Annotated in this window: 25 protein-coding genes; 19 read left to right on the forward strand and 6 right to left on the reverse strand. The window is 69.1% G+C overall.

Annotated features, from left to right (window positions below):
* On the reverse strand, positions 1-806 hold an 806-nt coding region (locus tag IEZ21_RS26435), incomplete at its 3' end, for a transketolase family protein (protein WP_189324389.1).
* 366 nt (positions 807-1,172) lie between these two features.
* Between IEZ21_RS26435 and IEZ21_RS26440 the strand changes: the two genes are divergently transcribed.
* The 4 genes from IEZ21_RS26440 (at position 1,173) to IEZ21_RS26455 (ending at position 4,594) form a co-directional block, all read left to right on the forward strand.
* Positions 1,173-2,126 (forward strand): heme o synthase, encoded by a 954-nt coding sequence (locus IEZ21_RS26440; RefSeq protein ID WP_189324390.1) that lies wholly within the window; start codon positions 1,173-1,175, stop codon positions 2,124-2,126.
* Positions 2,127-2,224: 98 nt separating this feature from the next.
* Positions 2,225-2,596 carry a hypothetical protein gene (locus tag IEZ21_RS26445; protein ID WP_189324391.1) on the forward strand — a complete coding sequence of 124 codons (372 nt, stop codon included), beginning with the start codon at positions 2,225-2,227 and terminating at the stop codon, positions 2,594-2,596.
* A 109-nt stretch (positions 2,597-2,705) separates the two neighbouring features.
* On the forward strand, positions 2,706-3,812 hold the full coding sequence (locus IEZ21_RS26450; protein ID WP_189324392.1) for an amidohydrolase family protein: 1,107 nt from the start codon (positions 2,706-2,708) through the stop codon (positions 3,810-3,812).
* A gap of 29 nt (positions 3,813-3,841) precedes the next feature.
* Positions 3,842-4,594 (forward strand): nucleotidyltransferase domain-containing protein, encoded by a 753-nt coding sequence (locus tag IEZ21_RS26455; RefSeq protein ID WP_189324393.1) that lies wholly within the window; start codon positions 3,842-3,844, stop codon positions 4,592-4,594.
* 30 nt (positions 4,595-4,624) lie between these two features.
* On the opposite strand, the gene IEZ21_RS26460 is transcribed toward IEZ21_RS26455, so the two are convergent.
* Genes IEZ21_RS26460 through IEZ21_RS26470 form a run of 3 tightly spaced genes read right to left on the reverse strand, consistent with a single transcriptional unit; the run spans position 4,625 to position 7,379 of the window.
* Positions 4,625-5,635 carry a COX15/CtaA family protein gene (locus tag IEZ21_RS26460; RefSeq protein WP_189324394.1) on the reverse strand — a complete coding sequence of 337 codons (1,011 nt, stop codon included), beginning with the start codon at positions 5,633-5,635 and terminating at the stop codon, positions 4,625-4,627.
* A gap of 53 nt (positions 5,636-5,688) precedes the next feature.
* Entirely contained in the window at positions 5,689-6,405 is a 717-nt protein-coding gene (locus IEZ21_RS26465; RefSeq protein ID WP_051744335.1) for an ABC transporter permease, read from the reverse strand.
* A 50-nt stretch (positions 6,406-6,455) separates the two neighbouring features.
* Complete coding sequence (locus tag IEZ21_RS26470) at positions 6,456-7,379, reverse strand: ABC transporter ATP-binding protein (protein ID WP_189324396.1); 924 nt, start codon at positions 7,377-7,379, stop codon at positions 6,456-6,458.
* Positions 7,380-7,562: 183 nt separating this feature from the next.
* On the opposite strand from IEZ21_RS26470, the gene IEZ21_RS26475 reads away from it, so the two are divergent.
* The 8 genes from IEZ21_RS26475 (at position 7,563) to IEZ21_RS26510 (ending at position 14,151) form a co-directional block, all read left to right on the forward strand.
* A complete protein-coding gene (locus IEZ21_RS26475; protein WP_189324397.1) occupies positions 7,563-8,297 on the forward strand; it encodes a helix-turn-helix transcriptional regulator in 735 nt (244 codons plus the stop codon).
* Complete coding sequence (sufB, locus tag IEZ21_RS26480; protein ID WP_033317902.1) at positions 8,294-9,715, forward strand: Fe-S cluster assembly protein SufB; 1,422 nt, start codon at positions 8,294-8,296, stop codon at positions 9,713-9,715. The genes IEZ21_RS26475 and sufB overlap by 4 nt, the downstream gene beginning before the upstream one ends.
* Positions 9,716-9,808: 93 nt before the next feature.
* A complete protein-coding gene (gene sufD / locus IEZ21_RS26485; protein ID WP_189324398.1) occupies positions 9,809-10,990 on the forward strand; it encodes a Fe-S cluster assembly protein SufD in 1,182 nt (393 codons plus the stop codon).
* Between the two features lie 5 nt (positions 10,991-10,995).
* A complete protein-coding gene (locus IEZ21_RS26490; RefSeq protein WP_033318119.1) occupies positions 10,996-11,313 on the forward strand; it encodes a non-heme iron oxygenase ferredoxin subunit in 318 nt (105 codons plus the stop codon).
* 7 nt (positions 11,314-11,320) lie between these two features.
* Positions 11,321-12,085: a Fe-S cluster assembly ATPase SufC gene (sufC, locus tag IEZ21_RS26495; protein ID WP_189324399.1), complete on the forward strand. Its 765-nt coding sequence runs from the start codon at positions 11,321-11,323 to the stop codon at positions 12,083-12,085.
* Positions 12,082-13,338 (forward strand): cysteine desulfurase, encoded by a 1,257-nt coding sequence (locus IEZ21_RS26500; RefSeq protein WP_189324400.1) that lies wholly within the window; start codon positions 12,082-12,084, stop codon positions 13,336-13,338. Before sufC ends, IEZ21_RS26500 begins: the two co-directional genes overlap by 4 nt.
* Positions 13,339-13,354: 16 nt before the next feature.
* Positions 13,355-13,822: a Fe-S cluster assembly sulfur transfer protein SufU gene (gene sufU, locus IEZ21_RS26505; protein ID WP_033317898.1), complete on the forward strand. Its 468-nt coding sequence runs from the start codon at positions 13,355-13,357 to the stop codon at positions 13,820-13,822.
* Positions 13,819-14,151: a metal-sulfur cluster assembly factor gene (locus tag IEZ21_RS26510; RefSeq protein ID WP_033317897.1), complete on the forward strand. Its 333-nt coding sequence runs from the start codon at positions 13,819-13,821 to the stop codon at positions 14,149-14,151. The genes sufU and IEZ21_RS26510 overlap by 4 nt, the downstream gene beginning before the upstream one ends.
* Before the next feature lie 81 nt (positions 14,152-14,232).
* On the opposite strand, the gene IEZ21_RS26515 is transcribed toward IEZ21_RS26510, so the two are convergent.
* A complete protein-coding gene (locus tag IEZ21_RS26515; RefSeq protein WP_189324401.1) occupies positions 14,233-15,168 on the reverse strand; it encodes an AbfB domain-containing protein in 936 nt (311 codons plus the stop codon).
* A gap of 313 nt (positions 15,169-15,481) precedes the next feature.
* The gene (locus IEZ21_RS26520) at positions 15,482-17,245 is read right to left on the reverse strand and encodes a hypothetical protein (protein ID WP_246568167.1); all 1,764 of its coding nucleotides are present in this window, start codon (positions 17,243-17,245) and stop codon (positions 15,482-15,484) included.
* A gap of 181 nt (positions 17,246-17,426) precedes the next feature.
* On the opposite strand from IEZ21_RS26520, the gene IEZ21_RS26525 reads away from it, so the two are divergent.
* The 7 genes from IEZ21_RS26525 to IEZ21_RS26555 all read left to right on the forward strand — a co-directional run bounded on the left by IEZ21_RS26525 (position 17,427) and on the right by IEZ21_RS26555 (position 22,905).
* The gene (locus IEZ21_RS26525; RefSeq protein WP_189324402.1) at positions 17,427-17,747 is read left to right on the forward strand and encodes a DMT family transporter; all 321 of its coding nucleotides are present in this window, start codon (positions 17,427-17,429) and stop codon (positions 17,745-17,747) included.
* Between the two features lie 31 nt (positions 17,748-17,778).
* Complete coding sequence (locus IEZ21_RS26530) at positions 17,779-18,315, forward strand: TetR/AcrR family transcriptional regulator (RefSeq protein ID WP_189324403.1); 537 nt, start codon at positions 17,779-17,781, stop codon at positions 18,313-18,315.
* Between the two features lie 96 nt (positions 18,316-18,411).
* Entirely contained in the window at positions 18,412-19,029 is a 618-nt protein-coding gene (locus tag IEZ21_RS26535) for an RNA polymerase sigma factor (RefSeq protein WP_189324404.1), read from the forward strand.
* A gap of 2 nt (positions 19,030-19,031) precedes the next feature.
* A complete protein-coding gene (locus IEZ21_RS26540; RefSeq protein WP_189324405.1) occupies positions 19,032-19,922 on the forward strand; it encodes a CU044_5270 family protein in 891 nt (296 codons plus the stop codon).
* A 90-nt stretch (positions 19,923-20,012) separates the two neighbouring features.
* Positions 20,013-21,002 carry a 2,3,4,5-tetrahydropyridine-2,6-dicarboxylate N-succinyltransferase gene (gene dapD / locus IEZ21_RS26545; protein WP_189324406.1) on the forward strand — a complete coding sequence of 330 codons (990 nt, stop codon included), beginning with the start codon at positions 20,013-20,015 and terminating at the stop codon, positions 21,000-21,002.
* A gap of 161 nt (positions 21,003-21,163) precedes the next feature.
* The gene (locus IEZ21_RS26550) at positions 21,164-21,721 is read left to right on the forward strand and encodes a SigE family RNA polymerase sigma factor (protein ID WP_189324407.1); all 558 of its coding nucleotides are present in this window, start codon (positions 21,164-21,166) and stop codon (positions 21,719-21,721) included.
* On the forward strand, positions 21,718-22,905 hold the full coding sequence (locus IEZ21_RS26555; protein ID WP_189324408.1) for a WD40 repeat domain-containing protein: 1,188 nt from the start codon (positions 21,718-21,720) through the stop codon (positions 22,903-22,905). Before IEZ21_RS26550 ends, IEZ21_RS26555 begins: the two co-directional genes overlap by 4 nt.
* The last annotated feature ends 10 nt before the right edge of the window (positions 22,906-22,915 follow it).

Here is a 22,915-nt window from a genome sequence, read left to right on the forward strand (position 1 = left end):
GGCCAGGCGATGATCGAGCGCATCGCGATGAAGGACGGCTTGTCGGTGACGGCCTTGGCCTTCTCGATCGCCTCGTACAGCGCGGCCGGGTCGAGGTCGCCGTTCTCCTTCGGCTGCACGCGCTGCACATGCCAGCCGTACGCCTCGTACCTCTTGGCGGTGTCCTCGGAGACGGCCGCCTCGGTGTCGCCCTCGATCGAGATGTGGTTGTCGTCCCACAGCAGGACCAGGTTGCCCAGCTTCTGGTGGCCCGCCAGCGACGACGCCTCGGCGGAGATGCCCTCCTGGAGGCAGCCGTCACCGGCGATCGCGTAGATGTAGTGGTCGAAGGGGGAGGTGCCGGGAGCGGCCTCCGGGTCGAACAGACCGCGCTCGTAGCGGGCGGCCATCGCCATGCCCACCGCGTTGGCGACGCCCTGGCCGAGCGGGCCCGTCGTCGTCTCCACACCGGCCGTGTGCCCGTACTCGGGGTGGCCCGGGGTCTTCGACCCCCACGTCCTGAACGCCTTCAGGTCGTCCAGCTCCAGGCCGAATCCGGCGAGGTACAGCTGGGTGTAGAGGGTCAGGGAGGAATGGCCGGCGGAGAGGACGAAACGGTCCCGTCCCGTCCAGTCCGGGTCTGCCGGGTCATGCCGCATCACCTTCTGGAAGAGGGTGTACGCGGCAGGCGCCAGGCTCATCGCCGTACCCGGATGGCCGTTGCCGACCTTCTGTACGGCATCGGCGGCCAGGATGCGGGCCGTGTCGACAGCTCGCTGGTCCAGTTCGGTCCACTCGAGGTCTGTGGTGGTCGGCTTGGTGCTCACCCTGAGTCAGGGCTCCTCTCCACATGTTCCACATGTCGAATGCCGGTGCACACGCGCGCCCACCGGCCGTTGTCGAGCCTACCCCCGTAAGAACGCGTATTTTTTCGAGTCATTCCACAGCTCCGGGAGTGTCCCGTCACGTATCTCCCGACCGGCGCGTTCCGCATTCGGGCGGTGAATGAACGTGAATACGCAACCGGTGATCCGACTGCTCAATCGAGCGGTGCTGAGCCCCTCGCGGGGCCCTGTCCAACACGATCCGACCCCCGCGAAGAGCGGGGTCTGGGCAACGTCTACAGTGGCGTGGTACGCGCGAGCCTTTACCCGGAGTTCACACTCGGGGCTCGCTGGAATGTCTCTGTAGGGGTGTACGTGACGGCCGTTGAATCCCGTCCTGCGGGTGTGCTCGGGACGAGTCAGAGCACGAAACACCGGCCGTTCGGGGCCCGGGTCAAGGCGTTCATCGCTCTCACCAAGCCACGGATCATCGAGCTGCTGCTGATCACCACCGTGCCGGTGATGTTCCTCGCCGAGCAGGGCGTGCCCGACCTCGGGCTGGTCCTTCTCACCTGTGTCGGCGGCTACCTCTCCGCGGGCGGCGCCAACGCGCTGAACATGTACATCGACCGTGACATCGACGCGCTCATGGAACGCACCTCGCAGCGTCCACTGGTCACCGGCATGGTCAGCCCCCGCGAGTGCCTGGTCTTCGGCATCACGCTCGCCGTCGTCTCGACCCTGCTGTTCGGCCTGACCGTCAACTGGCTGTCCGCCTGGCTCTCGCTCGGAGCACTCCTCTTCTATGTCGTCGTCTACACGATGATCCTCAAGAGGCGTACGTCGCAGAACATCGTCTGGGGCGGCATCGCAGGCTGCCTGCCCGTTCTCATCGGCTGGTCCTCCGTCACCAACTCCATGTCCTGGGCCCCGGTCATCCTCTTCCTCGTCATGTTCTTCTGGACGCCGCCGCACTACTGGCCGCTGTCGATGAGGGTGCGCGACGACTACGCGCGCGTGGGCGTGCCGATGCTGCCGGTCATCGCCTCCAACAGGGTCGTCGCACGGCAGATCGTCCTCTACAGCTGGGCGATGGTCGCCGTCTCCCTGCTGCTGACGCCGCTCGGCTACACCGGCTGGTTCTACACGGCCGTCGCCCTGGTGACCGGCGGCTTCTGGCTCTGGGAGGCGCACGGGCTGCAGGCCCGCGCCAAGGACGGGGCCGTGGGCGCGAAGCTCAAGGAGATGCGCCTCTTCCACTGGTCGATCACATACGTCTCGCTGCTGTTCGTGGCGGTGGCTGTGGATCCCTTCCTGCGGTAGGCGGTAGCCGCTTTCGTCCGTCGACGGGCGGGGGGCGTGGTCAAGGCCACGCACCCCGCCCGTCGCCGTTTGGTCTACCCGTCGGTAGCATCCTGGCCATGGCAGACACCGCAGACACCCAGCAGGTCGACGAGGCCGAGGCCGCGGACCGCAAGCAGGCCGCCAGGGCGGAGCGTCGTGTGGCGCGCCTCGCCAAGCAGATCGCCTCCTTCGCCAAGGCGCACGACGGCGCCGAGGGCCAGATCGCGTACCTGGGGCAGCGCGGCGCCCGCATCGTCCTCGTCGGCGAGGACGGCGAATGGGGCGACCTCGTGGCCCCGAGCCACGCGATGGCCGAGCAGGCGGTCCAGAAATCAGGCATCACCGTCCACGAGTCCTTCGACGGCGACTTCGCGGCGAAGGTGAAGACGGGCCCGTACGAGTGGACGCGGATGGCGGGGATCCAGCTGGGCGGCCCCAGTAACGCCTGACGGCGACCAACCGGCAGTTTTCGTACTTCCTGCGGCCTTAACCAGCACCCGACACCCGGCTCCTCCGTTAGGACCTGTAAAGGCAGGGCCCACTGGCTGGGGAGTCCGGATGATCGAAACGCTGTCGCTGGTGGACCAGTACTGCCATGGCGTGCTGCGGACAGAGCTGGGCCTGGGCACCTTCGAGGCGCACCTCGCCCGGGGTGAGGGCCAGCCGGCTGCGGGCACGACCTTCTTCGACACCCAGACCGGTTTCGCCGTACGCCGCTGGTGCCCGCCCCTCCTCGGTCTGGAACCGCACTGTCCGCCCGCCCGCTATCTCGCGCGACGCCGTGAGCTGGGCGTACTGGAGTCGGGGCGCAGGCTGCTGCGGGGCAGCGGGATCACGACCTATCTGGTCGACACCGGACTGCCCGGCGACCTGACCGGACCTGGCGAGATGGCCTCGGCCGGTGGCGCCGACGCCCACGAGATCGTCCGCCTGGAATTGCTCGCCGAGCAGGTCGCCGACACCTCCGGAACCGTCGAGTCGTTCCTCGCCAACCTCGCCGAGTCGGTGCACGCGGCGGCAGCGAACGCCGTGGCGTTCACGTCGGTGGCGGGCGCACGGCACGGTCTGGCGCTCGCGCCCGAACCGCCGGGCCCGGGCGAGGTCCGGGGCGCGGCGGGCCGCTGGCTCACCGGACGCCGCGTCGGCGGCACCCTGTCCGACCCGGTACTGCTACGGCACCTCCTGTGGATCGCCGTCGCCTCGGGCCGCCCGCTCCAACTGCACGCGGGACTCGGCGAAGGGGGCCTGCGCATCGACCGCACCGACCCCGCCCTGCTCACCGACTTCGCCCGCGCCACGGCCGGCCTCGGCACCGACCTGGTCCTGCTGCACGGCTACCCGTACCACCGGCACGCGGCGCATCTGACCGGGGCCTTCCCGCATGTGTACGCCGACCTGGGCACCGCCCTCGTCCGTACGGGCGCCCGCGCCTCCGCCGTGCTCTCCGAGATCCTCGAACTCGCCCCCTTCGGCAAGCTCCTCTTCTCCTCCGGCGCCCACGGCCTGCCCGAACTCCATGTGGTCGGGGCCCGCCTCTTCCGCGAGTCGCTGGCCCGGGTGCTCGGCACATGGGTCGCCGAAGACGCCTGGTCGTTGGCCGACGCGCAGCGGGTGGCGGGGCTCATCGCGGCGGGGAACGCGCGGCGGGTGTACGGACTGGAGTGAGCCATCCACAACGTGCGCAGACTGTGGGCATGACACGCAGCGACGCGACCGACCGGCTCCTCGACCGCTTCCTCACCGAACTGCGCGGCCTGGCCCCCGTCGCCGTATGGGCACACGGCTCACTCGGCGGCGGCGACTACCAGGAGGGCCGCAGCGACCTGGACCTGATCGCGGTCCTGGACGACCCGATCACAGCGAGAACGGTATGGCAGGTGGCGCGGCTGCACGCCCGCCTGCGCAACGAGGCGCTCGTGGACAAGTTGCACTGCGCCTACCTGACGCCCGGCACCGCGGCAGGCGCGGAGCGACGGCACCTCATCTGGCGACACGAGCACCTGGGCAAGTTCCCCGTCACGCCGGTGACACGGCGCGAACTGCACACCTTCGGACTGGTCCTGCACGGCGAGCCGCCCACGGGCCTGCTGCCGCCCGTGCCGGACCATGAGCTCGCCGAGTTCGTCGTGCGCGACCAGCGGGACTTCTTGCGGCGGGAGGTCGACCGGGCGAGCAACTGGACGCAGGACATCTGGGTGGACTACGGGCTCGTCACGCACGCCCGCGCCGCAGTCACGCTGAAGGACGGGCGGCTGATCACCAAGCGGGAGGCGCTGGAGCTCCTGCCCGAACTTGGCGCACCCGTCGAGGTGGTCGAGGACGTCAGACGGCGGCGGTACGAGGACGATGGCGCGGCGCCGAGTGAGGAGTGGATCGCGCGCCGGGCCGAGCTGACTCGGGCCTATCTAGGGCCGGCGATCGACAGCCTCGTACGGGCCTACGCGTGACGCACGCACGCGTGGAGCACGTTTTCGTGCCTACGCGCGCGTGGCGACCCGCTGCGTCGACTGCCCCGGACCCGGGACCTCCACGGCCTCGTGCCGCTCCCGCAGCGACAGCAGCACCCTCAGCGTCGCGATCCACACCAGGCAGGAGCCGAGCATGTGGAGGCCGACCAGAACCTCCGGAAGGTCGGTGAAGTACTGGACGTACCCGATGGCACCCTGGCCGAGGAGCACCAGGAAGAGGTCACGGGTGCGGTGGAGGGGTCCCTTGGGGGCGTCGACGGCTCGCAGGACGAACCACAGGGCGAAAGCCAGTGTCACCACGATCCAGGCCAGGACGGCATGCAGCCTGGTGATGTTCTCCCAGTCCAGCGGGATGCGCTCGACCTCGCTCGAGTCGCCGGCGTGCGGGCCCGCACCGGTGACCACCGTGCCCACCGCGATGAGCAGGGCGGTGACGGCGACCAGGGCCCATACGAGTTGCTGCACCGACTTGCCGACCAGCGGACGCGGCTCGGAGTCGCCCTCTCGGGTGCGCTGCCACATGACGGTGGCGACGGCGATCAGTGCGGTGGACAGCAGGAAGTGGGCGGCGACCGTGTACGGGTTGAGGCCCACCAGGACGACGATGCCGCCGAGCACCGCGTTGCCCATGACGACCCAGAACTGAGCCCAGCCGAGCCGCGTGAGGCTGTGCCGCCGCGGCTTCTGCGAGCGTGCGGCGATGATCGCCCATCCGACCGCCGCGCTCAGGACGTACGTCAGCATCCGGTTGCCGAACTCGATGACGCCGTGGATGCCCATCTCGCTCGTGTTCGTGATCGAGTCGTCGGTGCACTTGGGCCAGGTCGGGCAGCCGAGCCCCGAGCCGGTCAGCCGTACGGCACCGCCGGTGACCACGATGACCACCGCCATGACGAGCGCGGCGAGGGCCGCTCGCTGGACCGTCCGGGGCTTCGGGGTCCAGCGTTCGGCGATGAAGGCGAGCGGGTTGCGCACGGCCTCGACGGCGTCGGCGCGGGTCAGATTCGGCACGCGCACCATGGTAGGCGGCCGCTTGTGCACGCCTTCACGAGGGGGGAGGCGTGCACTCCGTCCTACTCCCAGCGGAAGAAACGGGCGGCGGCCGTGAGGCCGACGACCCCCCAGGCGGCCAGGATTCCGAGGTCCCCCCACGGCATCCCGGCGCCGTGCTGGAGCACGTCCCTCAGCCCGTCCGAGAGGGCCGAGATCGGCAGCAGGCCGAGCAGGGACTGGGCCGTGTCCGGGAACTTGTCGAGCGGGACGACGACCCCGCCGCCCACGAGCAGCAGCAGGAAGACCAGGTTCGCGGCGGCCAGCGTCGCCTCCGCCTTCAGCGTGCCCGCCATCAGCAGGCCGAGGCCCGAGAAGGCGGCCGTGCCGAGGACGAGCAGGAGCAGGACGGCGAGAGGGTTGCCGTGCGGCGACCAGCCGAGGGCGAAGGCGATCACCGTCACCAGGAGCACCTGAAGGATCTCCGTGACCAGCACGGAGAGCGTCTTCGCCGCCATCAGCCCCCAACGGGGGAGCGGTGAGGTGGCGAGCCGCTTCAGTACGCCGTACCGCCGCTCGAAGCCCGTCGCGATGGCCTGCCCCGTGAACGCCGTCGACATCACCGCGAGCGCGAGGATGCCGGGGGCCAGGAAGTCGACCGCCTCGCCCTCGCCCGTGTCGACGACGTCGACCGAGCTGAACAGCACGAGCAGCAGCGTCGGGATGACGACCGTCAGCAGCAACTGCTCACCGTTGCGCAGCAGCATCTTCGTCTCGAGCACAGCCTGCGCCGCGATCATGCGGGACAGCGGGGCCGCCCCCGGCTTCGGGGCGTACGTACCGGCGGTGGTCACGAACGCAGCTCCTTGCCGGTCATTTCCAAAAACACGTCCTCCAAGGTGTGCCGCTCCACCGAGATCTTCTCCGGCATCACCCCGTGCTGGGCGCACCAGGATGTGACGGTCGCGAGCAGTTGCGGGTCGATCTTGCCACCCACCCGGTACGCGCCCGGCGTCAGCTCGGCGGCCGTGCAGTCCGCCGGAAGGGCCTTGAGCAGGGAACCTATGTCGAGGCCGGGACGCCCGCTGAAGCGCAGCGTGTTCTCGGCGCCGCCGCGGCACAACTCCTCGGGGGAGCCCTGGGCGATGACCCGGCCCGCGTCGATGATCGCCACGTCGTCGGCGAGCTGCTCGGCCTCGTCCATGTAGTGCGTGGTCAGGATCACCGAGACGCCGTCCGTACGGAGATCGCGTACGAGATCCCAGGTGGCCCGGCGCGCCTGCGGATCGAGGCCGGCGGTCGGCTCGTCAAGGAAGACCAGTTCGGGCCGGCCGACGACGGCCAGCGCGAGCGCGAGCCGCTGCTGCTGGCCGCCGGACAGCCGCCGGTAGGTCGTACGGCCGCAACTGCCCAGGCCCAGGCGCTCGATGAGCGCGTCCACGTCCAGCGGGTGCGCGTGCAGCTTGGCCATGTGGTGGAGCATCTCGTCGGCTCGGGCGCCGGAGTAGACGCCGCCGGACTGGAGCATCACGCCTATCCGGGGACGCAGGGCCGCGGCCTCGCGCACCGGGTCGAGTCCCAGTACGCGTACCGTCCCCGAGTCCGGCTTCCGGTACCCCTCGCAGGTCTCGACCGTGGTCGTCTTGCCCGCCCCGTTGGGACCGAGTACGGCGGTGATCCCCGCCCCGGCCACCAGGTCGAGGCCGTCCACCGCGGTCTTGGCGCGGTACCGCTTCACCAGGGCCTGGACCTGGACGACGGGGTCGCTTCGCATGGCTCCAGAGTCTAGGGACGGCGGGGCGGGCTCCGGAGGGCGGGGCAGCCGGGCTGCTCCGGCAACCGATCGATCAAAGATCGTTCCCGCAGGTCAGCTTAGGTTTACCTAAGTGATGCACGGCACCGTCCATCGCTCGGACGCGGCTTGTCAGTCTCTGAGGAATTACGCAACAATGGTGTTGTGAAAAACGTAGGCCAGGTCCCGCAGGAGGAACTCGCGACCGGGGAGCGCTCCACGCGCAACCGGGTCGTGCGCTCCATCCTGGACCACGGCCCGTCGACCGTGGCCGACCTGGCCGGCCGTCTCGGCCTCACCCAGGCGGCCGTACGCCGGCACCTGGACGCCCTGGTCGCCGACGACGTCGTGGAGGCGCGCGAGAAGCGGGTCTACGGCGCTCGTACACGCGGGCGGCCCGCCAAGGTGTTCGCGCTGACGGACTGCGGCCGGGACGCCTTCGACCAGTCCTACGACAAGCTCGCCGCCGACGCCCTGCGCTGGATCGCGGAGCGCGAGGGCGGAGCCGAGGCGGTCGTCGCCTTCGCCCGCGCCCGTATGGCCGCCCAGGCCGAGGTGTACCGCAAAGCCGTCGAGGCCGTCGCCCCCGACAAGCGCACCGAAGCCCTGGCCAAGGCCCTGAGTGCGGACGGGTACGCTGCTACGGCGCGCAGCGCTCCCCTTCCGCAGAAGGGCGAGCAGCTCTGCCAGCACCACTGCCCGGTCGCCCATGTCGCCGGGCAGTTCCCCCAGCTGTGCGAGGCGGAGACCGAGATCTTTTCCCAGCTGCTCGGGACGCATGTCCAGCGGCTGGCCACCATCGCCCACGGCGACGGCGTCTGCACGACGTTCATCCCCAAGGCGACACACCAGACCACCGATAACGCATCTGTACGCACGGCCGGGAGGAACCCCGCATGACTCTCCCCACGGAGACTGCCCACCCCGAACTCGAGGGTCTGGGTACGTACGAATACGGCTGGGCCGACTCCGACGTAGCCGGTGCCTCTGCCAAGCGCGGCCTCAGCCAGGACGTTGTCCGGGACATCTCCGCGAAGAAGAACGAGCCGGAGTGGATGACCAAGCTCCGTCTCAAGGGCCTGCGCCTGTTCGACAAGAAGCCCATGCCGAGCTGGGGCTCGGACCTGTCGGGCATCGACTTCGACAACATCAAGTACTTCGTACGTTCCACGGAGAAGCAGGCGGAGTCCTGGGAGGACCTGCCCGAGGACATCAAGAACACGTACGACAAGCTCGGCATCCCCGAGGCGGAGAAGCAGCGCCTCGTCGCCGGTGTCGCGGCCCAGTACGAGTCCGAGGTCGTCTACCACCAGATCCGCGAGGACCTGGAGGAGCAGGGCGTCATCTTCCTGGACACCGACACGGCCCTGAAGGAGCACCCCGAGCTCTTCAAGGAGTACTTCGGGACGGTCATCCCGGTCGGTGACAACAAGTTCGCGTCACTGAACACCGCCGTGTGGTCCGGCGGCTCCTTCATCTACGTGCCGAAGGGCGTGCACGTCGAGATTCCGCTCCAGGCCTACTTCCGGATCAACACGGAGAACATGGGCCAGTTCGAGCGGACGCTGATCATCGTCGACGAGGGCGCCTATGTGCACTACGTCGAGGGCTGCACGGCGCCGATCTACAAGTCGGACTCGCTGCACTCCGCCGTGGTCGAGATCATCGTCAAGAAGAACGCCCGTTGCCGCTACACGACCATCCAGAACTGGTCGAACAACGTCTACAACCTGGTCACCAAGCGCGCCGTCGCCTACGAGGGCGCGACCATGGAGTGGATCGACGGCAACATCGGCTCCAAGGTGACGATGAAGTACCCGGCCGTCTACCTGATGGGCGAGCACGCCAAGGGCGAGACCCTGTCCATCGCCTTCGCGGGCGAGGGCCAGCACCAGGACGCCGGCTCCAAGATGGTCCACATGGCGCCGAACACGTCCTCCAACATCGTCTCCAAGTCGGTGGCGCGCGCCGGCGGCCGCACCTCGTACCGCGGCCTGGTCGAGATCGGCGAGGGCGCCCACGGCTCCAAGTCGAACGTGCTGTGTGACGCGCTGCTCGTCGACACCATCTCCCGCTCCGACACGTACCCGTACGTGGACGTCCGTGAGGACGATGTGTCCATGGGCCACGAGGCGACCGTCTCCAAGGTCTCCGAGGACCAGCTCTTCTACCTGATGAGCCGCGGTCTGAGCGAGTTCGAGGCGATGGCGATGATCGTGCGCGGCTTCGTCGAGCCGATCGCCAAGGAACTGCCCATGGAGTACGCGCTTGAGCTCAACCGGCTGATCGAGCTGCAGATGGAGGGCGCGGTCGGCTGACCGGCCTCTAACCGACCTCTCGGGGGGCGGCAGATCCGCCCCCCACCAGCAGCGCGAAGACTCATTACGTAGGAAGAGAGCAGACCGACAGCCATGGCTGAGGCTCAGAACATCCCGGTGGGCTCCACCACCGCCGGCCAGATCGCGGTCGCCGCCGAGTCGACCGTCGCCACGCGCATGAGCGCGCCCCCGTCCTTCGACGTGGCGGACTTCCCGGTCCCGCACGGCCGCGAGGAGGAGTGGCGGTTCACCCCGCTGGAGCGGCTGCGCGGGCTGCACGACGGCACCGCAGTCGCCACCGGCACCGGCGTGAAGGTCGACGTGCAGGCCCCCGAGGGCGTCACCGTCGAGACCGTCGGCCGTGACGACGCGCGGATCGGCAAGGCGGGCACACCGGTGGACCGCATCGCCGCCCAGGCGTTTTCGGCGTTCGAGAAGGCCGGCGTGATCACCGTCCCCAAGGAGACAGTGCTCACCGAGCCGATCCGTGTCGCCGTGCACGGCGAGGGCGGGATCGCCTACGGCCACCAGGTCGTCGAGCTCGGCGCCTTCGCCGAGGCCGTCGTCGTCATCGACCACACCGGTGACGCCGTACTCGCCGCCAACGTCGACTACGTCCTGGGTGACGGCGCCAAGCTCACCGTCATCTCCGTCCAGGACTGGGACGATAAGGCCGTGCACGTCGGCCAGCACAACGCGCTGATCGGCCGCGACGCCACCTTCAAGTCGTTCGTGGTCACCTTCGGCGGCGACCTCGTACGCCTCCACCCGCGCGTCGCCTACGCCGGCCCCGGCGGCGAGGCCGAGCTCTTCGGCCTGTACTTCACCGACGCGGGCCAGCACCAGGAGCACCGTCTCCTCGTCGACCACAACACCCCGCACTGCAAGTCGAACGTCGCCTACAAGGGCGCACTCCAGGGCGAGGACGCGCACGCGGTGTGGATCGGTGACGTGCTGATCGAGGCCAAGGCCGAGGGCACGGACACGTACGAGATGAACCGGAACCTCGTGCTGACCGACGGCGCCCGGGTCGACTCCGTACCGAACCTCGAGATCGAGACCGGCGAAATCGTCGGCGCCGGCCACGCCAGTGCCACCGGCCGCTTCGACGACGAGCAGCTCTTCTACCTGATGGCCCGCGGCATCCCCGCCGACGAGGCCCGTCGCCTCGTCGTGCGCGGCTTCTTCGCCGAGCTGGTCCAGCAGATCGGCGTCGACGACATCGAGGAGCGGCTGCTCGTGAAGATCGACGAGGAGCTGGAGGCGTCGGTCTGATGGCCATCGCGTTCGTACGCGCCTGCGGGCTGAGCGAGCTGGAGGAGGACACCCCGAAGCGGGTGGAACTCGACGGCACGCCGGTCTCCGTCGTACAGACGGAGGGCGAGGTGTTCGCGGTGTACGACATCTGCTCGCACGCGAACGTCTCGCTGTCGGAGGGCGAGGTGGACGACTGCCACATCGAGTGCTGGCTGCACGGCTCGCGTTTCGACCTGCGTTCCGGGAAACCCGACGCCCTTCCCGCGACGCGCCCCATTCCCGTATACCCCGTAAAGATCGAAGGGGACGACGTGCTCGTCTCCCTCACCCAGGAGTCCTGAGGCACCCATGGCAACGCTTGAAATCCGAGACCTGCACGTCACCGTCGAGGCCGACAACGCCACGAAGGAGATCCTCAAGGGCGTCGACCTCACCGTGAAGCAGGGCGAGACGCACGCCATCATGGGCCCGAACGGCTCCGGCAAGTCGACTCTCGCCTACTCGCTCGCGGGTCACCCCAAGTACACGATCACCGAGGGCACCGTCACCCTCGACGGCGAGGACGTCCTGGAGATGTCCGTCGACGAGCGCGCCCGCGCGGGCCTGTTCCTCGCGATGCAGTACCCGGTCGAGGTCCCCGGAGTCTCGGTCTCCAACTTCCTCCGTACCTCCGCCACCGCCATCCGCGGCGAGGCCCCCAAGCTGCGTACGTGGATCAAGGAGGTGAAGGAGGCCATGCAGAACCTCAACATGGACCCCTCCTTCGCCGAGCGCAACGTGAACGAAGGCTTCTCCGGCGGTGAGAAGAAGCGCCACGAGATCCTTCAGCTGGAGCTGCTCAAGCCGAAGATCGCGATCCTCGACGAGACCGACTCCGGCCTCGACGTCGACGCGCTCCGGGTCGTCTCCGAGGGCGTCAACCGCGTCCGGGAGACCGGCGAGGTGGGCACGCTGCTCATCACGCACTACACGCGCATCCTGCGCTACATCAAGCCCGACCAGGTCCACGTCTTCGCGGGCGGCCGCATCGCCGAGTCCGGCGGTCCCGAGCTGGCCGACAAGCTCGAGGCCGAGGGATACGAGGCATACACGAAGGGTGGCGTATCCGCGTGACACAGCTGCCGGGCCTCCTCGACACAGAGGCGATCCGCAAGGACTTCCCCCTCCTGGACCGACAGGTCCACGACGGCAAGAAGCTGGTGTACCTGGACAACGCGGCGACCTCGCAGAAACCGCGCCAGGTGCTGGACGCCCTGAACGAGTACTACGAGCGCCACAACGCCAACGTCCATCGCGGTGTGCATGTGCTCGCCGAGGAGGCCACGGCGCTGTACGAGGGCGCGCGGGACAAGGTCGCCACGTTCATCAACGCGCCCAGCCGCGACGAGGTGATCTTCACCAAGAACGCCTCGGAGTCGCTCAACCTCGTGGCCAACATGCTCGGTTGGGCCGACGAGCCCTACCGCGTGGACCACGAGACCGAGATCGTCATCACGGAGATGGAGCACCACTCCAACATCGTCCCGTGGCAGCTGCTGTCGCAGCGCACGGGCGCGAAGCTGAAGTGGTTCGGCCTGACCGACGACGGCCGCCTCGACCTCTCCAACATCGACGAGATCATCACCGAGAAGACGAAGATCGTCTCCTTCGTGCTGGTCTCCAACATCCTCGGCACCTTCAACCCGGTCGAGGCGATAATCCGCCGGGCGCAGGAAGTCGGCGCCCTCGTCTGCATCGACGCCTCGCAGGCCGCGCCGCACATGCCGCTGGACGTGCAGGCACTCCAGGCCGACTTCGTGGCGTTCACCGGCCACAAGATGTGCGCCCCGACGGGCGTCGGCATCCTGTGGGGACGCCAGGAGCTTCTTGAGGACCTGCCGCCGTTCCTCGGTGGCGGCGAGATGATCGAGACGGTGTCGATGCACTCGTCGACGTACGCACCGGCGCCGCACAAGTTCGAGGCCGGTACGCCGCCGATCGCGCAGGCGGTCGGTCTCGGCGCGGCGATCGACTATCTGAGCGCCATCGGCATGGAGAAGATCGCGGCCCACGAGCACGCGCTGACCGAGTACGCGGTCAAGCGCCTGTCGGAGGTCCCCGACCTGCGCATCATCGGCCCCACCACGGCCGAGGAGCGCGGCGCGGCGATCTCCTTCACGCTCGGCGACATCCACCCCCACGACGTGGGCCAGGTCCTCGACGAGCAGGGCATCGCGGTCCGGGTCGGCCACCACTGCGCCCGGCCCGTCTGCCTGAGGTACGGAATTCCTGCGACCACGCGAGCGTCGTTCTATCTGTACTCCACGCCGAGTGAGATCGACGCACTCGTGGAAGGCCTGGACTACGTACGGAACTTCTTCGGCTGAGGGAGCTGGCTCGGACGTGAAGCTGGATTCGATGTACCAGGAAGTCATCCTGGACCACTACAAGCACCCGCACGGGCGCGGTCTGCGGGATGGCGACGCCGAGGTGCACCACGTCAACCCGACGTGCGGTGACGAGATCACGCTGCGCGTGAAGTACGAGGGCTCGCAGATCGTGGATGTGAGCTACGAAGGCCAGGGCTGCTCGATCAGCCAGGCCTCCGCCTCCGTACTGAACGAACTGCTCGTCGGCAAGCAGCTCGCCGAGGCGCAGAAGATCCAGGAGACCTTCCTGGAGCTGATGCAGTCCAAGGGCCGCATCGAACCGGACGACGCGATGGAGGAGGTTCTGGAGGACGCGGTCGCGTTCGCCGGGGTCTCCAAGTACCCCGCCCGTGTGAAGTGCGCGCTGCTGAGCTGGATGGCCTGGAAGGATGCGACGGCCCAGGCCCTGGGCGAGGCCGACGCCGAAAGGAAGACGGCATGAGCGAGACCATTGAGATGAAACCGGCCTCGGAGGAAGAGGTCCGCGAGGCGCTGTACGACGTGGTCGACCCCGAGTTGGGCATCGACGTCGTCAACCTCGGCCTGATCTACGGCATCCACATCGACGACGCGAACATCGCGACGCTCGACATGACCCTGACGTCGGCGGCCTGTCCGCTGACGGACGTCATCGAGGACCAGGCCAAGTCCGCCACGGACGGCCTCGTCAGCGAGCTGAGGATCAACTGGGTCTGGATGCCGCCGTGGGGACCCGACAAGATCACGGACGATGGGCGTGAGCAGCTTCGGGCGCTCGGGTTCAACGTCTGAGACCTCTGAGTTCGCCTGTACGTGTGTGGGGGCCCGGCAGCTGCCGGGCCCCCACACACGTATGCGGTCACGCCTGTCGGCTCAACTCAGGCCCTCGACCAGCCGGAACGCCGAGTCGGCCCGGTAGAGGTTGCTGTGCTCGTACCGCTCCAGCCGGAGCTGGAAGTTGCGGTGCCGCAGGAAGCTGCCGGGGTAGTTGACCGCCTCCAGCATCACGGCGCCGGAGTACGAGGACGGGCGCGGGCAGAACGTGGCGTCCTTCTTGAAGAGCTCCGAGCCGTCGTGGCGGTCCGTACGGAGGCGGAAGTCGCGGTGGCGTACGTAGCTGCCGTCGCCGGTGGAGAAGGACACACAGCCGGAGTCGGCGAGGCCGGGCACGAGCTTGAAGGTGGAGTCCCGCCGGGCCTCGTCGGAGTTCACCTGGTCGAGGCGGCCGGTGCCGTCGCTGAAGTGCCAGTAGCGGTCCGGGTAGTTGACCGCCCGGACCGACTTCCGTGAGGAGGCCGGCGGCTTGGCGGGCGCCTTGCTGGAGGCGGGAGGCTTCTTTGACGGCTCGGGGATGGGCTCGGAGCCCCGCTGCTGGGCCTCGGAGGAGCCGGAGCCGTCCTTGTCCTTCGAGGCGGCGTCCTCGGAGTCCTGCTGCGGTGAGGAAAGGCCGCTCTTCCCGCTGGGCTCCGTGGTGGGGGCCTCAGGGGTGAAGCCGGGGACGACCGGCTGTGCGGCGGAGGTGGTCTGCGGGTCCTGCGACCCCTTGTCCTCGGTCTGGTCGAGTATGGAGATCGCGGTCACCGTGGAGGCCAGCACCGCCACGGCCAGTACGCCGGCCAGATAGAGGCGGCGCGTCCCGGGTATGCGGCCCCCGTCGAGGTCTTCGCCGGTCTCCCATACCTTCGGGGGCTGTTCGGCGGGGAGTTGCGGGTCCGCTGTGTTGGCAGCGGCACGTGGGGGACGGCCCAGTGCGCCCTTCGGCTCAGGCGTGGGCTGGTCCGGACCGGGTCCGGGCTTACTGTCTGGCATGCGCTGTTCCTCCAGCGTCGTCGCCCCGAGGCGGACGCGGATTGGTCATGTGCCCTCGCCATGAGAGGAAGCACGAGAGGAAGCGGAGGTCGCGACACGGGAGGTACGGCTGTGGCCGGGTGACTCCGGTGCGCGACGCTGAAACAGTAGTGGACCCGGCGCCTTCTGAGCAGACGTTTCAGAGAGCGGTCTCAAGACCGGAGGGAACAATTTCATAACCTGAAGCAAATTGTGCTCACTTTGGCCCGACCTGCACCGTCTCGTGCGCTCCCCGCAAGGAAAACGCGGGGAGCGCACGGGATGTGACGCGGCGTCAGCGAGCAAACTCGGCCAGGTCGGCCGCGATCCGCTCCCGGCTTCCGCCGTTCTGCACCGGCGCCGCCGTGAGCACGTCCAGGTGCTGGTAGCCGGGCAGGACCACGGGGTTCTCGTCCTGCGGAATGTGGTCCGCCAGGATGCCGTCGCCCGCGATGAACGTGATCCTGGGGTTCGCGGTGAGGCCCTCCTTGTGCACCAACTTGCCCGCGAGCTGTGGATCGTCGATCAGCTGGATGTCCGTGACCAGCCTGGTCGGGAAGTGGTCCTCCGTGAAGTCCAGCGGCTGTTCGGCCAGGCTGCGGGCCAACTCGCCGATATCCGTGACCTCCTTGGCGGCGGTGGTGAACGGGGTGCCATTGGCCGAGCGGTACACCGGGTCGTCCGCCGCGCCCACCCGGTCGTAGTTGCGCCAGGTGTAGAGAGGGCCGCCCGGCTCGTCCGGGATCGCCTTCAACTCCGTACCGAACAGGGCTGGTTGGGCATCGGCGTCGTTCGAGGCCGGGAAGTTCTTGTCCACGATCCTGCCGCCACCACCGCTGCCGCTGCCCGCACTGTCGAAGAAGCCCACGCTCGTCTGGATGAAGGCGAGCGGCGCCGAGTGGTCGTCCATGAAGGCGCCCAGTACCGCCTCGTTGGTGAGCCGGAAGTCGCGGATGGTGGGGCTGCCCTTGAGGAAGACCTCCGAGTTCTTGGAGAACAGCATGCGGCCCGTCGTCTCGATGTTGGCGTTCGACGGGACGTCGTCGAGCAGCGCGGACTCGGCGTCGGGCGCGTTACGGGCGGCCAGACCGCTGAGCGCGAGCAGGTTCATCGTCTCCGGATTGAGCACCGCGGGGAGTGCGAGGAAGCGGGGCAGAACTCCGGTGCGCAGCCCGGCCTGTACGGCGGCGTAACCGATGCTCGTGTCCGGAATCAGACCCGGCAGCAGGGACCCGCCGGGACCGTTCCCGCCGGACGACGTGCCGTTCAGGTCGTCCAGCGAGGTGGAGATCGTGGTGTCCAGGGCGAAGTAGCCCGAGCACTGGTTGAAGCCCGCGTCCGCCTTCGTCGCGGGGTTCCCGTCGAAGTCCCAGGTGGCGAAGGCACCGGTGAGGACGCCGCCCAGCGAATGCCCGCCGCACAGCACCTTCTCCTTGCGCAGCTTCTGGTCGGGCAGTTCGGCGGACAGCAGGTCGTACTGGTCGCGTACGGTCTGCTCCAGACCGACGTCGGCGAGCCAGCCCGCCTGACCGCTCGTCAGAAAACCGTCGAAGGTACGCCCGTCGACCGGCTTGCCACCGTAGTAGTAGTCAACGGCTTTGGTGCTGCTGCCCGTTGCGATACCGGCGTTGTCCTCAAGGCAGTTGGAGCGCCGGTCCAGCGCCCAGAACTCGATGTGCTCGCCCTTCTCGGCCGCCGCCTTCACCGTGTTCCGGGCCACGCTGTCGAAGGCGCCCGCGCCCTCCAGAATGCCCGGCTGGGCGATCAGAATCCGGTCCGCGTCGGCGGACTTCGACGGCCCGTCCGAGGACCGGTAGCGCAGATACGACAGCCAGTCGCAGCGCGCCGGGTGACTGCCGACCGAGGCCGGCAGCGGGATCCGTACGGAGACCTCGGTCTCGGTGACGTCGGTGACCGGCGACGTGGACTTCACGGCGGTCTCCGTACGGGCCGGTGTTCCGTCCGCCGCCGGTGCCACGGTCAGCGCCGCCGCGGCGAGCGCTCCGGCGGCCAGCGCACGTGTCCAGGGCCTGTTGCGAGGTGCGGCTCCTTTGCTCATGACCGCACCGTAACCAGCGGTAACTGGCCTGCTCTACAGCGAAATACGAGCAAACGGGAGCGGCCCCTGCGCGGATTCGCACAAGGCCGCTCCTCGGCTGAGCGCGGTCTGTCCGGACCTCGTCATCTTTCTCACCCCCCGCTGTGTACGGGCGTACGTATCGATGTGTACGCTCGTCCATATGGGATACGCACTGCTCGGCGCCGCCATCGCGGCGGAGGTGGCCGCCACGACCGCCATGAAGTACAGCGAGGGTTTCAGCAAGCTGTGGCCCTCCCTGCTGACCCTGCTCGGATACGTCGTCGCCTTCGTGCTGCTCGCGCAGACATTGAAGACCGTGTCGGTCGGCACGGCCTACGCGATCTGGGCCGGAGCCGGCACGGCGGCCGTCGCGGCGATCGGGATGCTGTTCCTGGGGGAGGGGCTGAACGCGGCGAAGCTGACCGGGATCGTGCTGATCATCGTCGGGGTCGTGGTGCTGAACCTGGGCGGGGCGCACTGATGGGCCGCCGTGCGGCCACAGGGGTCCGCTGATGGTGCGGCGTTACGACCCCGACAGGCGTCAGCGGATCATCGACGCGGCCATCCGGGTCGTGGGCGCCAAGGGCATCGGCGGGCTGAGCCATCGCTCCGTCGCGGCCGAGGCCGATGTGCCGCTGGGCTCCACCACGTACCACTTCAAGACCCTCGACGAGCTGATGGTCGCCGCGCTGCGGCAGGCGAACGAGGGCTTCGCCAAACTGGTCGTCGCACGCGGCGCCCTGGATGACCCCGAGAGCGACCTGGCCGCCGAACTCGCCGGCCTGACAGGCGAGTGGCTCGCAGGCGACCGTACGGGAGTGGAGCTCGAGTACGAGCTCTACCTCGCCGCCCTCCGCCGCCCCGCCCTGCGCCCCGTAGCCGCCGAATGGTGCCAGGCTCTCGCCGAGCGCGTCGCCCACCGCACCGACCCGGTCACCGCCCGCGCCCTGGTCGCACTGCTGGACGGCATCTGTCTCCAGGTGCTGCTGACGGGAGCGGAGTACGACGAGGAGTACGCCCGGGATGTGCTGGCCCGTGTGATCCCCTGAGCTTTCGCTGTGCGGGGCGTGTGAGCCGTGAACCTTCCTCGGTCCACCGGGGAACAGGGGGTGACAAGCTCGGCACGACGAAGCAGGGGAGGCCTTGTGACGGGACCACCACCGCCGGAGGCGCAGGACGAACAGGCGCAGAGTGAAGGGGCACGGAGCGACGCGGAGGTCGTCGCCCAGTCGCTGGAGCACCCGGAGCTGTTCGCCCGCCTCTACGACCAGTACGCGCCGGACATCCACCGGTACGTGACCCGGCGCCTCGGGGACGGCGCGGCCGACGACATCACCGCCGACACCTTCCTCACGGCCTTCCGTATCCGCGCCCGCTACGACCTGACGCGCACCAACGCGCGCCCCTGGCTGTACGGCATCGCGGGCAACCTCATCGGCAAGCAGCGCCGCGCCGAAGTGCGGGCCCTCAAGGCGCTGGCCCGCGCCGGACACGACCCCGTCGCCGCCTCATGGGTCGAGGACGCCGACCGCCGGGTGGCGGCACAGGGCCCGCTCGCCGGGGCGCTGGCCTCGCTGACCGCCGGCGACAGACACGTACTGCTGCTCGTGGCCTGGGCGGAGCTGACGTACGTCGAGGTCTCCGAGGCCCTCGGCATCCCCGTCGGCACCGTTCGCTCACGCCTCAACCGCGCCCGCCGCAAGGTCCGTTCGGCACTCGGCGCCGATCCCGCGTTCACCCTCGACACCACGGAGGTGGTCTGACCATGGACGAGATGACAGCGGTCCGTGAACTGCGGGCCGACGCCCCCGCCCCGTCCCGCTCCCGGCTCGCCGAAGGACGCGACCGACTGCTGTGGGAGACACGACGCGGTGCTCGCGGCCGCAGGCTGCGCGCCGACTGGCGGCTCGCCACTATCGGGGCTGCGGCGGCGATCACGGCGGCTGCGGTGATCGGCACGCAGGTGGTCGGCGATGACGGACGTACGCAACCAGGATCCCAGCCGGGCTATACGCTGGAGCTCGGCAGCGCGAAGGACCTGCTGAACGACGCCGCGGACATCATCGCGGCGCGTCCCCCTGCGGGCCCGCGCGACGGCCAGTGGGTCTACCTCAAGTCCGTCGAGACGAACACGACGGACGACGAGCAGCCGGGGCCCCGGACGAGCGAGGACTGGATCAAGTACGCCGATCCCTCCATGGAGAACGGGAAGGCGGGCGACGACCACTCGCCTCGCGAGCAGTACGCGTTCCTCAAGAGCCTGCCCGACGACCCGAAGCGGGTACGCGCCAAGGCCCGGGCCTTCTTCTTCGCCACCGACCCGGAGGAGACCCGCACACAGCACGAATACCGGGCACTCACCGCGATCATCAGCCGGGCGTATGTGATCGACCCCGAAGGGCTCGCCAAGGTGTATCGGGCCATGGCCACGATCCCCGGTGTACAGGCGGCCGAGGTCCAGGACGCGGCGGGACGCAACGCGATCGCGCTTTATCTGAAGGGGGGCAGTATGGGCGGGAGCCGCGACGAGACGCTGCTCGACCCGACGACGTACCTCGCCAGCGGCTACCGCTTCCTCGAGGGCGAGGACCAGGTCGTCATCAGCGGAGCCCGGCTCGCCATGGGACTCGTCGACGAGAAGGGCAAGCGGCCCTGAGTCGTGGGTGAGGGGAGCGGTGCGCCCGGCACGTGAGATGCCCGGCGCACCGGTTGGCCCCTCGCGCCCATGGCCGGTTAGGTTTCCCTCATGACCGACACGACTGCTTCTCCTACCACCGGCGCTGTCGCCGCCGGCCTCGCCACGGTCGCCGCCGACGGCACCGTTCTCGACACCTGGTTCCCCGCGCCCGAGCTCAGTGACGGGCCCGGCCCGTCCGGTACGGAGCGGTTGTCCGCCGAGCGGGCCGTGGAACTGCTCGGGGAGGGCGCCGCGAAGGCCATCGGTCCGGACGCCCGCCGGGGCGTCGAGGTGGTCGCGGTGCGTACGGTCATCGCCTCGCTCGACGAGAAGCCGATCGACGCGCATGACGTGTACCTGCGCCTCCACCTGCTCTCGCACCGCCTGGTGCAGCCGCACGGCCAGAGCCTGGACGGCATGTTCGCGCATCTCGCGAACGTCGCCTGGACCTCGCTCGGCCCGGTCGCCGTCGACGACCTCGAGAAGGTCCGGCTCAACGCCCGCGCCGAGGGCCTCCACCTGGCCGTGACGTCCGTCGACAAGTTCCCGCGCATGACGGACTACGTGGCACCCAAGGGCGTACGCATCGCCGACGCCGACCGGGTCCGTCTCGGCGCGCACCTCGCCGAGGGCACCACGGTCATGCACGAGGGCTTCGTGAACTTCAACGCCGGCACGCTCGGCACGTCGATGGTCGAGGGCCGTATCTCCGCCGGCGTCGTGGTCGGCAACGGTTCGGACATCGGCGGGGGCGCCTCCACCATGGGCACCCTCTCCGGCGGCGGCAACGTCCGCATCACCATCGGCGAGCGCTGCCTCGTCGGCGCCGAGGCGGGCGTCGGGATCGCGCTCGGCGACGAGTGCGTGGTCGAGGCGGGCCTGTACGTCACCGCCGGCACCCGCGTCACGATGCCCGACGGCCAGATCGTCAAGGCCCGCGAACTCTCCGGCGCCTCGAACATCCTCTTCCGCCGCAACTCGGTCAGCGGCACGGTGGAGGCGCGGCCGAACAACGCGGTGTGGGGCGGCCTGAACGAAATCCTGCACAGCCACAACTGACGCACATGAAGCGTGCCGAGCGCCCTCCCGCCGACCGCGGGAGGGCGCTCGGCTGTGCGGAGACGAGAACTTTCCTTGCGGCACAGGCATAGCGGGAGCAGGCCGCGCGCGTCACAAGGAATGCAAAGCGGGGGAGGCCCGCCGGGGAAGAGAAGGTGACGATGGATGCCCAAGGGCAGGAGCGCTTCCGGGAGTTCGTGGAGAACCGGTCGTCGGCGTTGCTGAAGACCGCCGTCCTGCTCAGCGGCGGAGACCGGCACGCCGCCGAGGATCTGCTGCAGAACGCGCTGATCAAGGCCGCGGGCCGGTGGCAGCGGATCGACGAGCCGGAGGCGTACGTACGGCGGATCCTGTACCGGCAGCAGGTGAGCCGGTGGCGGCTGAAGTGGCGAAGACGGGAGCTGACCGTCGCCGAGCCGCCCGAGGGGACGGGCGGCGGTGACGCCGCCTCCGCCGCCGAGCTGCGCATCGTCATGCGCGGGGCGCTGGCACGGCTGACCCCACGACAGCGGACCGTGCTCGTGCTGCGGTACTTCGAGGATCTCCCGGAGGCCGACGTGGCCCGCATCCTCGGCTGCTCCGTCGGAACCGTGCGCTCCACCACGCACCGCTCGCTCGCCCGGCTGCGCTCCCTCGCGCCCGAACTGGCCGCACTCGGCCTCGCCGACGCCGAGCAGCCCCCGTCCCGTGACTACTCCCCCGTGGAGGTACGCCCGTGAACGTCGACGAACTGGTGCGTGACTCCCTGCGGGAGCAGGCCACCGAACAGCGGCCTCTGGGCCCGGGCTTCGCAGACCGCGTCCTGACCGCCCGGCGACGCCGCCGTACCCGTACCCTCGCGTCCCTCGCCGCGGCCACCACCGCCGTCGTCGCCTTCGCGGTGGCGGTGCCGATGCTGGAGTCCGGCAACGACGGCGCGCGGCTCGCGACCGAGGCGAACCAGAGCGATGTCATCGCCCACCCCGACCAGTCGCCCCCGCGCGACTTGATCGCCGCAGGAGACGTCGCGCTGGCCGCGTACTACACCTGGAAGAACGTCGAGCAGACGGACGACCGTGCCGTCGGCGTCCGCGAGTACCGGCTGCTCAACCAGAAGACAGGCAAGTACGAGAAGACGACCAAGTGGTCCTTCATCGACATCGCCCCCGGCATGCGAACCGCCGCCGTCCTGGAGAAGGACCTGCCCACCCAGCGGATCGGTCTGCTCAACCTGCTCACCGGCGAGGTCGAGCGGTGGATCCCGGTGGACCGCGGCGTCGCGGGCGTCAGCTTCTCGCCCGACGGCGGCAAGCTCGTCGCGACGACGTACAAGGCGAACCCCGACCTGCGGTTCAAGGTGGACTACGACAGCGATGGCGACGGCAAGAACAACGACTACGACCAGTCGCACGACCAGCCGCGGACCGGCTTCTACGTCATCGACGTGGCCACTGGCAAGGGATCGTGGAGCGAGGTCCTGGAGGAAAACGTAAGGAACGCTCGTCAGGACTTCGCCTTCAGCCACGACGGCAAGCTGGTCTACTCCGGGCTCGCCATGGAACCCCTGATGCAGTACTACGACTTCAAGGGCAGCAAGGTCGACCGGCCCGCGAACGAGCGGTACACGCAGTGGTACGTCGACGCGGGAGTGTCCCCGAACGGCAGACTCGTCGCGAACGACGGCGGCGCCGTCCTCGACGCCTACGCCGGCGTGCGGATCGCCGACGTGCCGGGATACACGCCGCTCGCCTGGGTCGACGACAAGCGGCTCATCCTCTGGTACAGCGAACCGGGCGAGAACGAGCACCACACCCGGCTCGTCCTCGCCACGATCGGCAGCGACAAACTCGTACGCCTGAGTGGAGCTCTCAAGGGGAACGACGGCGCGCCCGGACAATGGACGCCGATCTTCGCCGAACGCTGATCAGGCCCGG

This window comes from Streptomyces flaveus, assembly GCF_014647675.1.
GTDB lineage: Bacteria > Actinomycetota > Actinomycetes > Streptomycetales > Streptomycetaceae > Streptomyces > Streptomyces flaveus.

Excerpts from the sequence above, each read along its gene's own strand:
- IEZ21_RS26445 (WP_189324391.1), top strand. The coding sequence starts at position 2,225 with ATGGCAGACACCGCAGACACCCAGCAGGTCGACGAGGCCGAGGCCGCG.
- IEZ21_RS26450 (WP_189324392.1), top strand. The coding sequence starts at position 2,706 with ATGATCGAAACGCTGTCGCTGGTGGACCAGTACTGCCATGGCGTGCTG.
- IEZ21_RS26455 (WP_189324393.1), top strand. The coding sequence starts at position 3,842 with ATGACACGCAGCGACGCGACCGACCGGCTCCTCGACCGCTTCCTCACC.
- IEZ21_RS26460 (WP_189324394.1), bottom strand. The coding sequence starts at position 5,635 with ATGGTGCGCGTGCCGAATCTGACCCGCGCCGACGCCGTCGAGGCCGTG.
- IEZ21_RS26465 (WP_051744335.1), bottom strand. The coding sequence starts at position 6,405 with ATGATCGCGGCGCAGGCTGTGCTCGAGACGAAGATGCTGCTGCGCAAC.
- IEZ21_RS26470 (WP_189324396.1), bottom strand. The coding sequence starts at position 7,379 with ATGCGAAGCGACCCCGTCGTCCAGGTCCAGGCCCTGGTGAAGCGGTAC.
- sufB (WP_033317902.1), top strand. The coding sequence starts at position 8,294 with ATGACTCTCCCCACGGAGACTGCCCACCCCGAACTCGAGGGTCTGGGT.
- sufD (WP_189324398.1), top strand. The coding sequence starts at position 9,809 with ATGGCTGAGGCTCAGAACATCCCGGTGGGCTCCACCACCGCCGGCCAG.
- sufC (WP_189324399.1), top strand. The coding sequence starts at position 11,321 with ATGGCAACGCTTGAAATCCGAGACCTGCACGTCACCGTCGAGGCCGAC.
- IEZ21_RS26510 (WP_033317897.1), top strand. The coding sequence starts at position 13,819 with ATGAGCGAGACCATTGAGATGAAACCGGCCTCGGAGGAAGAGGTCCGC.
- IEZ21_RS26515 (WP_189324401.1), bottom strand. The coding sequence starts at position 15,168 with ATGCCAGACAGTAAGCCCGGACCCGGTCCGGACCAGCCCACGCCTGAG.
- IEZ21_RS26520 (WP_246568167.1), bottom strand. The coding sequence starts at position 17,245 with ATGAGCAAAGGAGCCGCACCTCGCAACAGGCCCTGGACACGTGCGCTG.
- IEZ21_RS26525 (WP_189324402.1), top strand. The coding sequence starts at position 17,427 with ATGGGATACGCACTGCTCGGCGCCGCCATCGCGGCGGAGGTGGCCGCC.
- IEZ21_RS26530 (WP_189324403.1), top strand. The coding sequence starts at position 17,779 with ATGGTGCGGCGTTACGACCCCGACAGGCGTCAGCGGATCATCGACGCG.
- IEZ21_RS26540 (WP_189324405.1), top strand. The coding sequence starts at position 19,032 with ATGGACGAGATGACAGCGGTCCGTGAACTGCGGGCCGACGCCCCCGCC.
- dapD (WP_189324406.1), top strand. The coding sequence starts at position 20,013 with ATGACCGACACGACTGCTTCTCCTACCACCGGCGCTGTCGCCGCCGGC.
- IEZ21_RS26550 (WP_189324407.1), top strand. The coding sequence starts at position 21,164 with ATGGATGCCCAAGGGCAGGAGCGCTTCCGGGAGTTCGTGGAGAACCGG.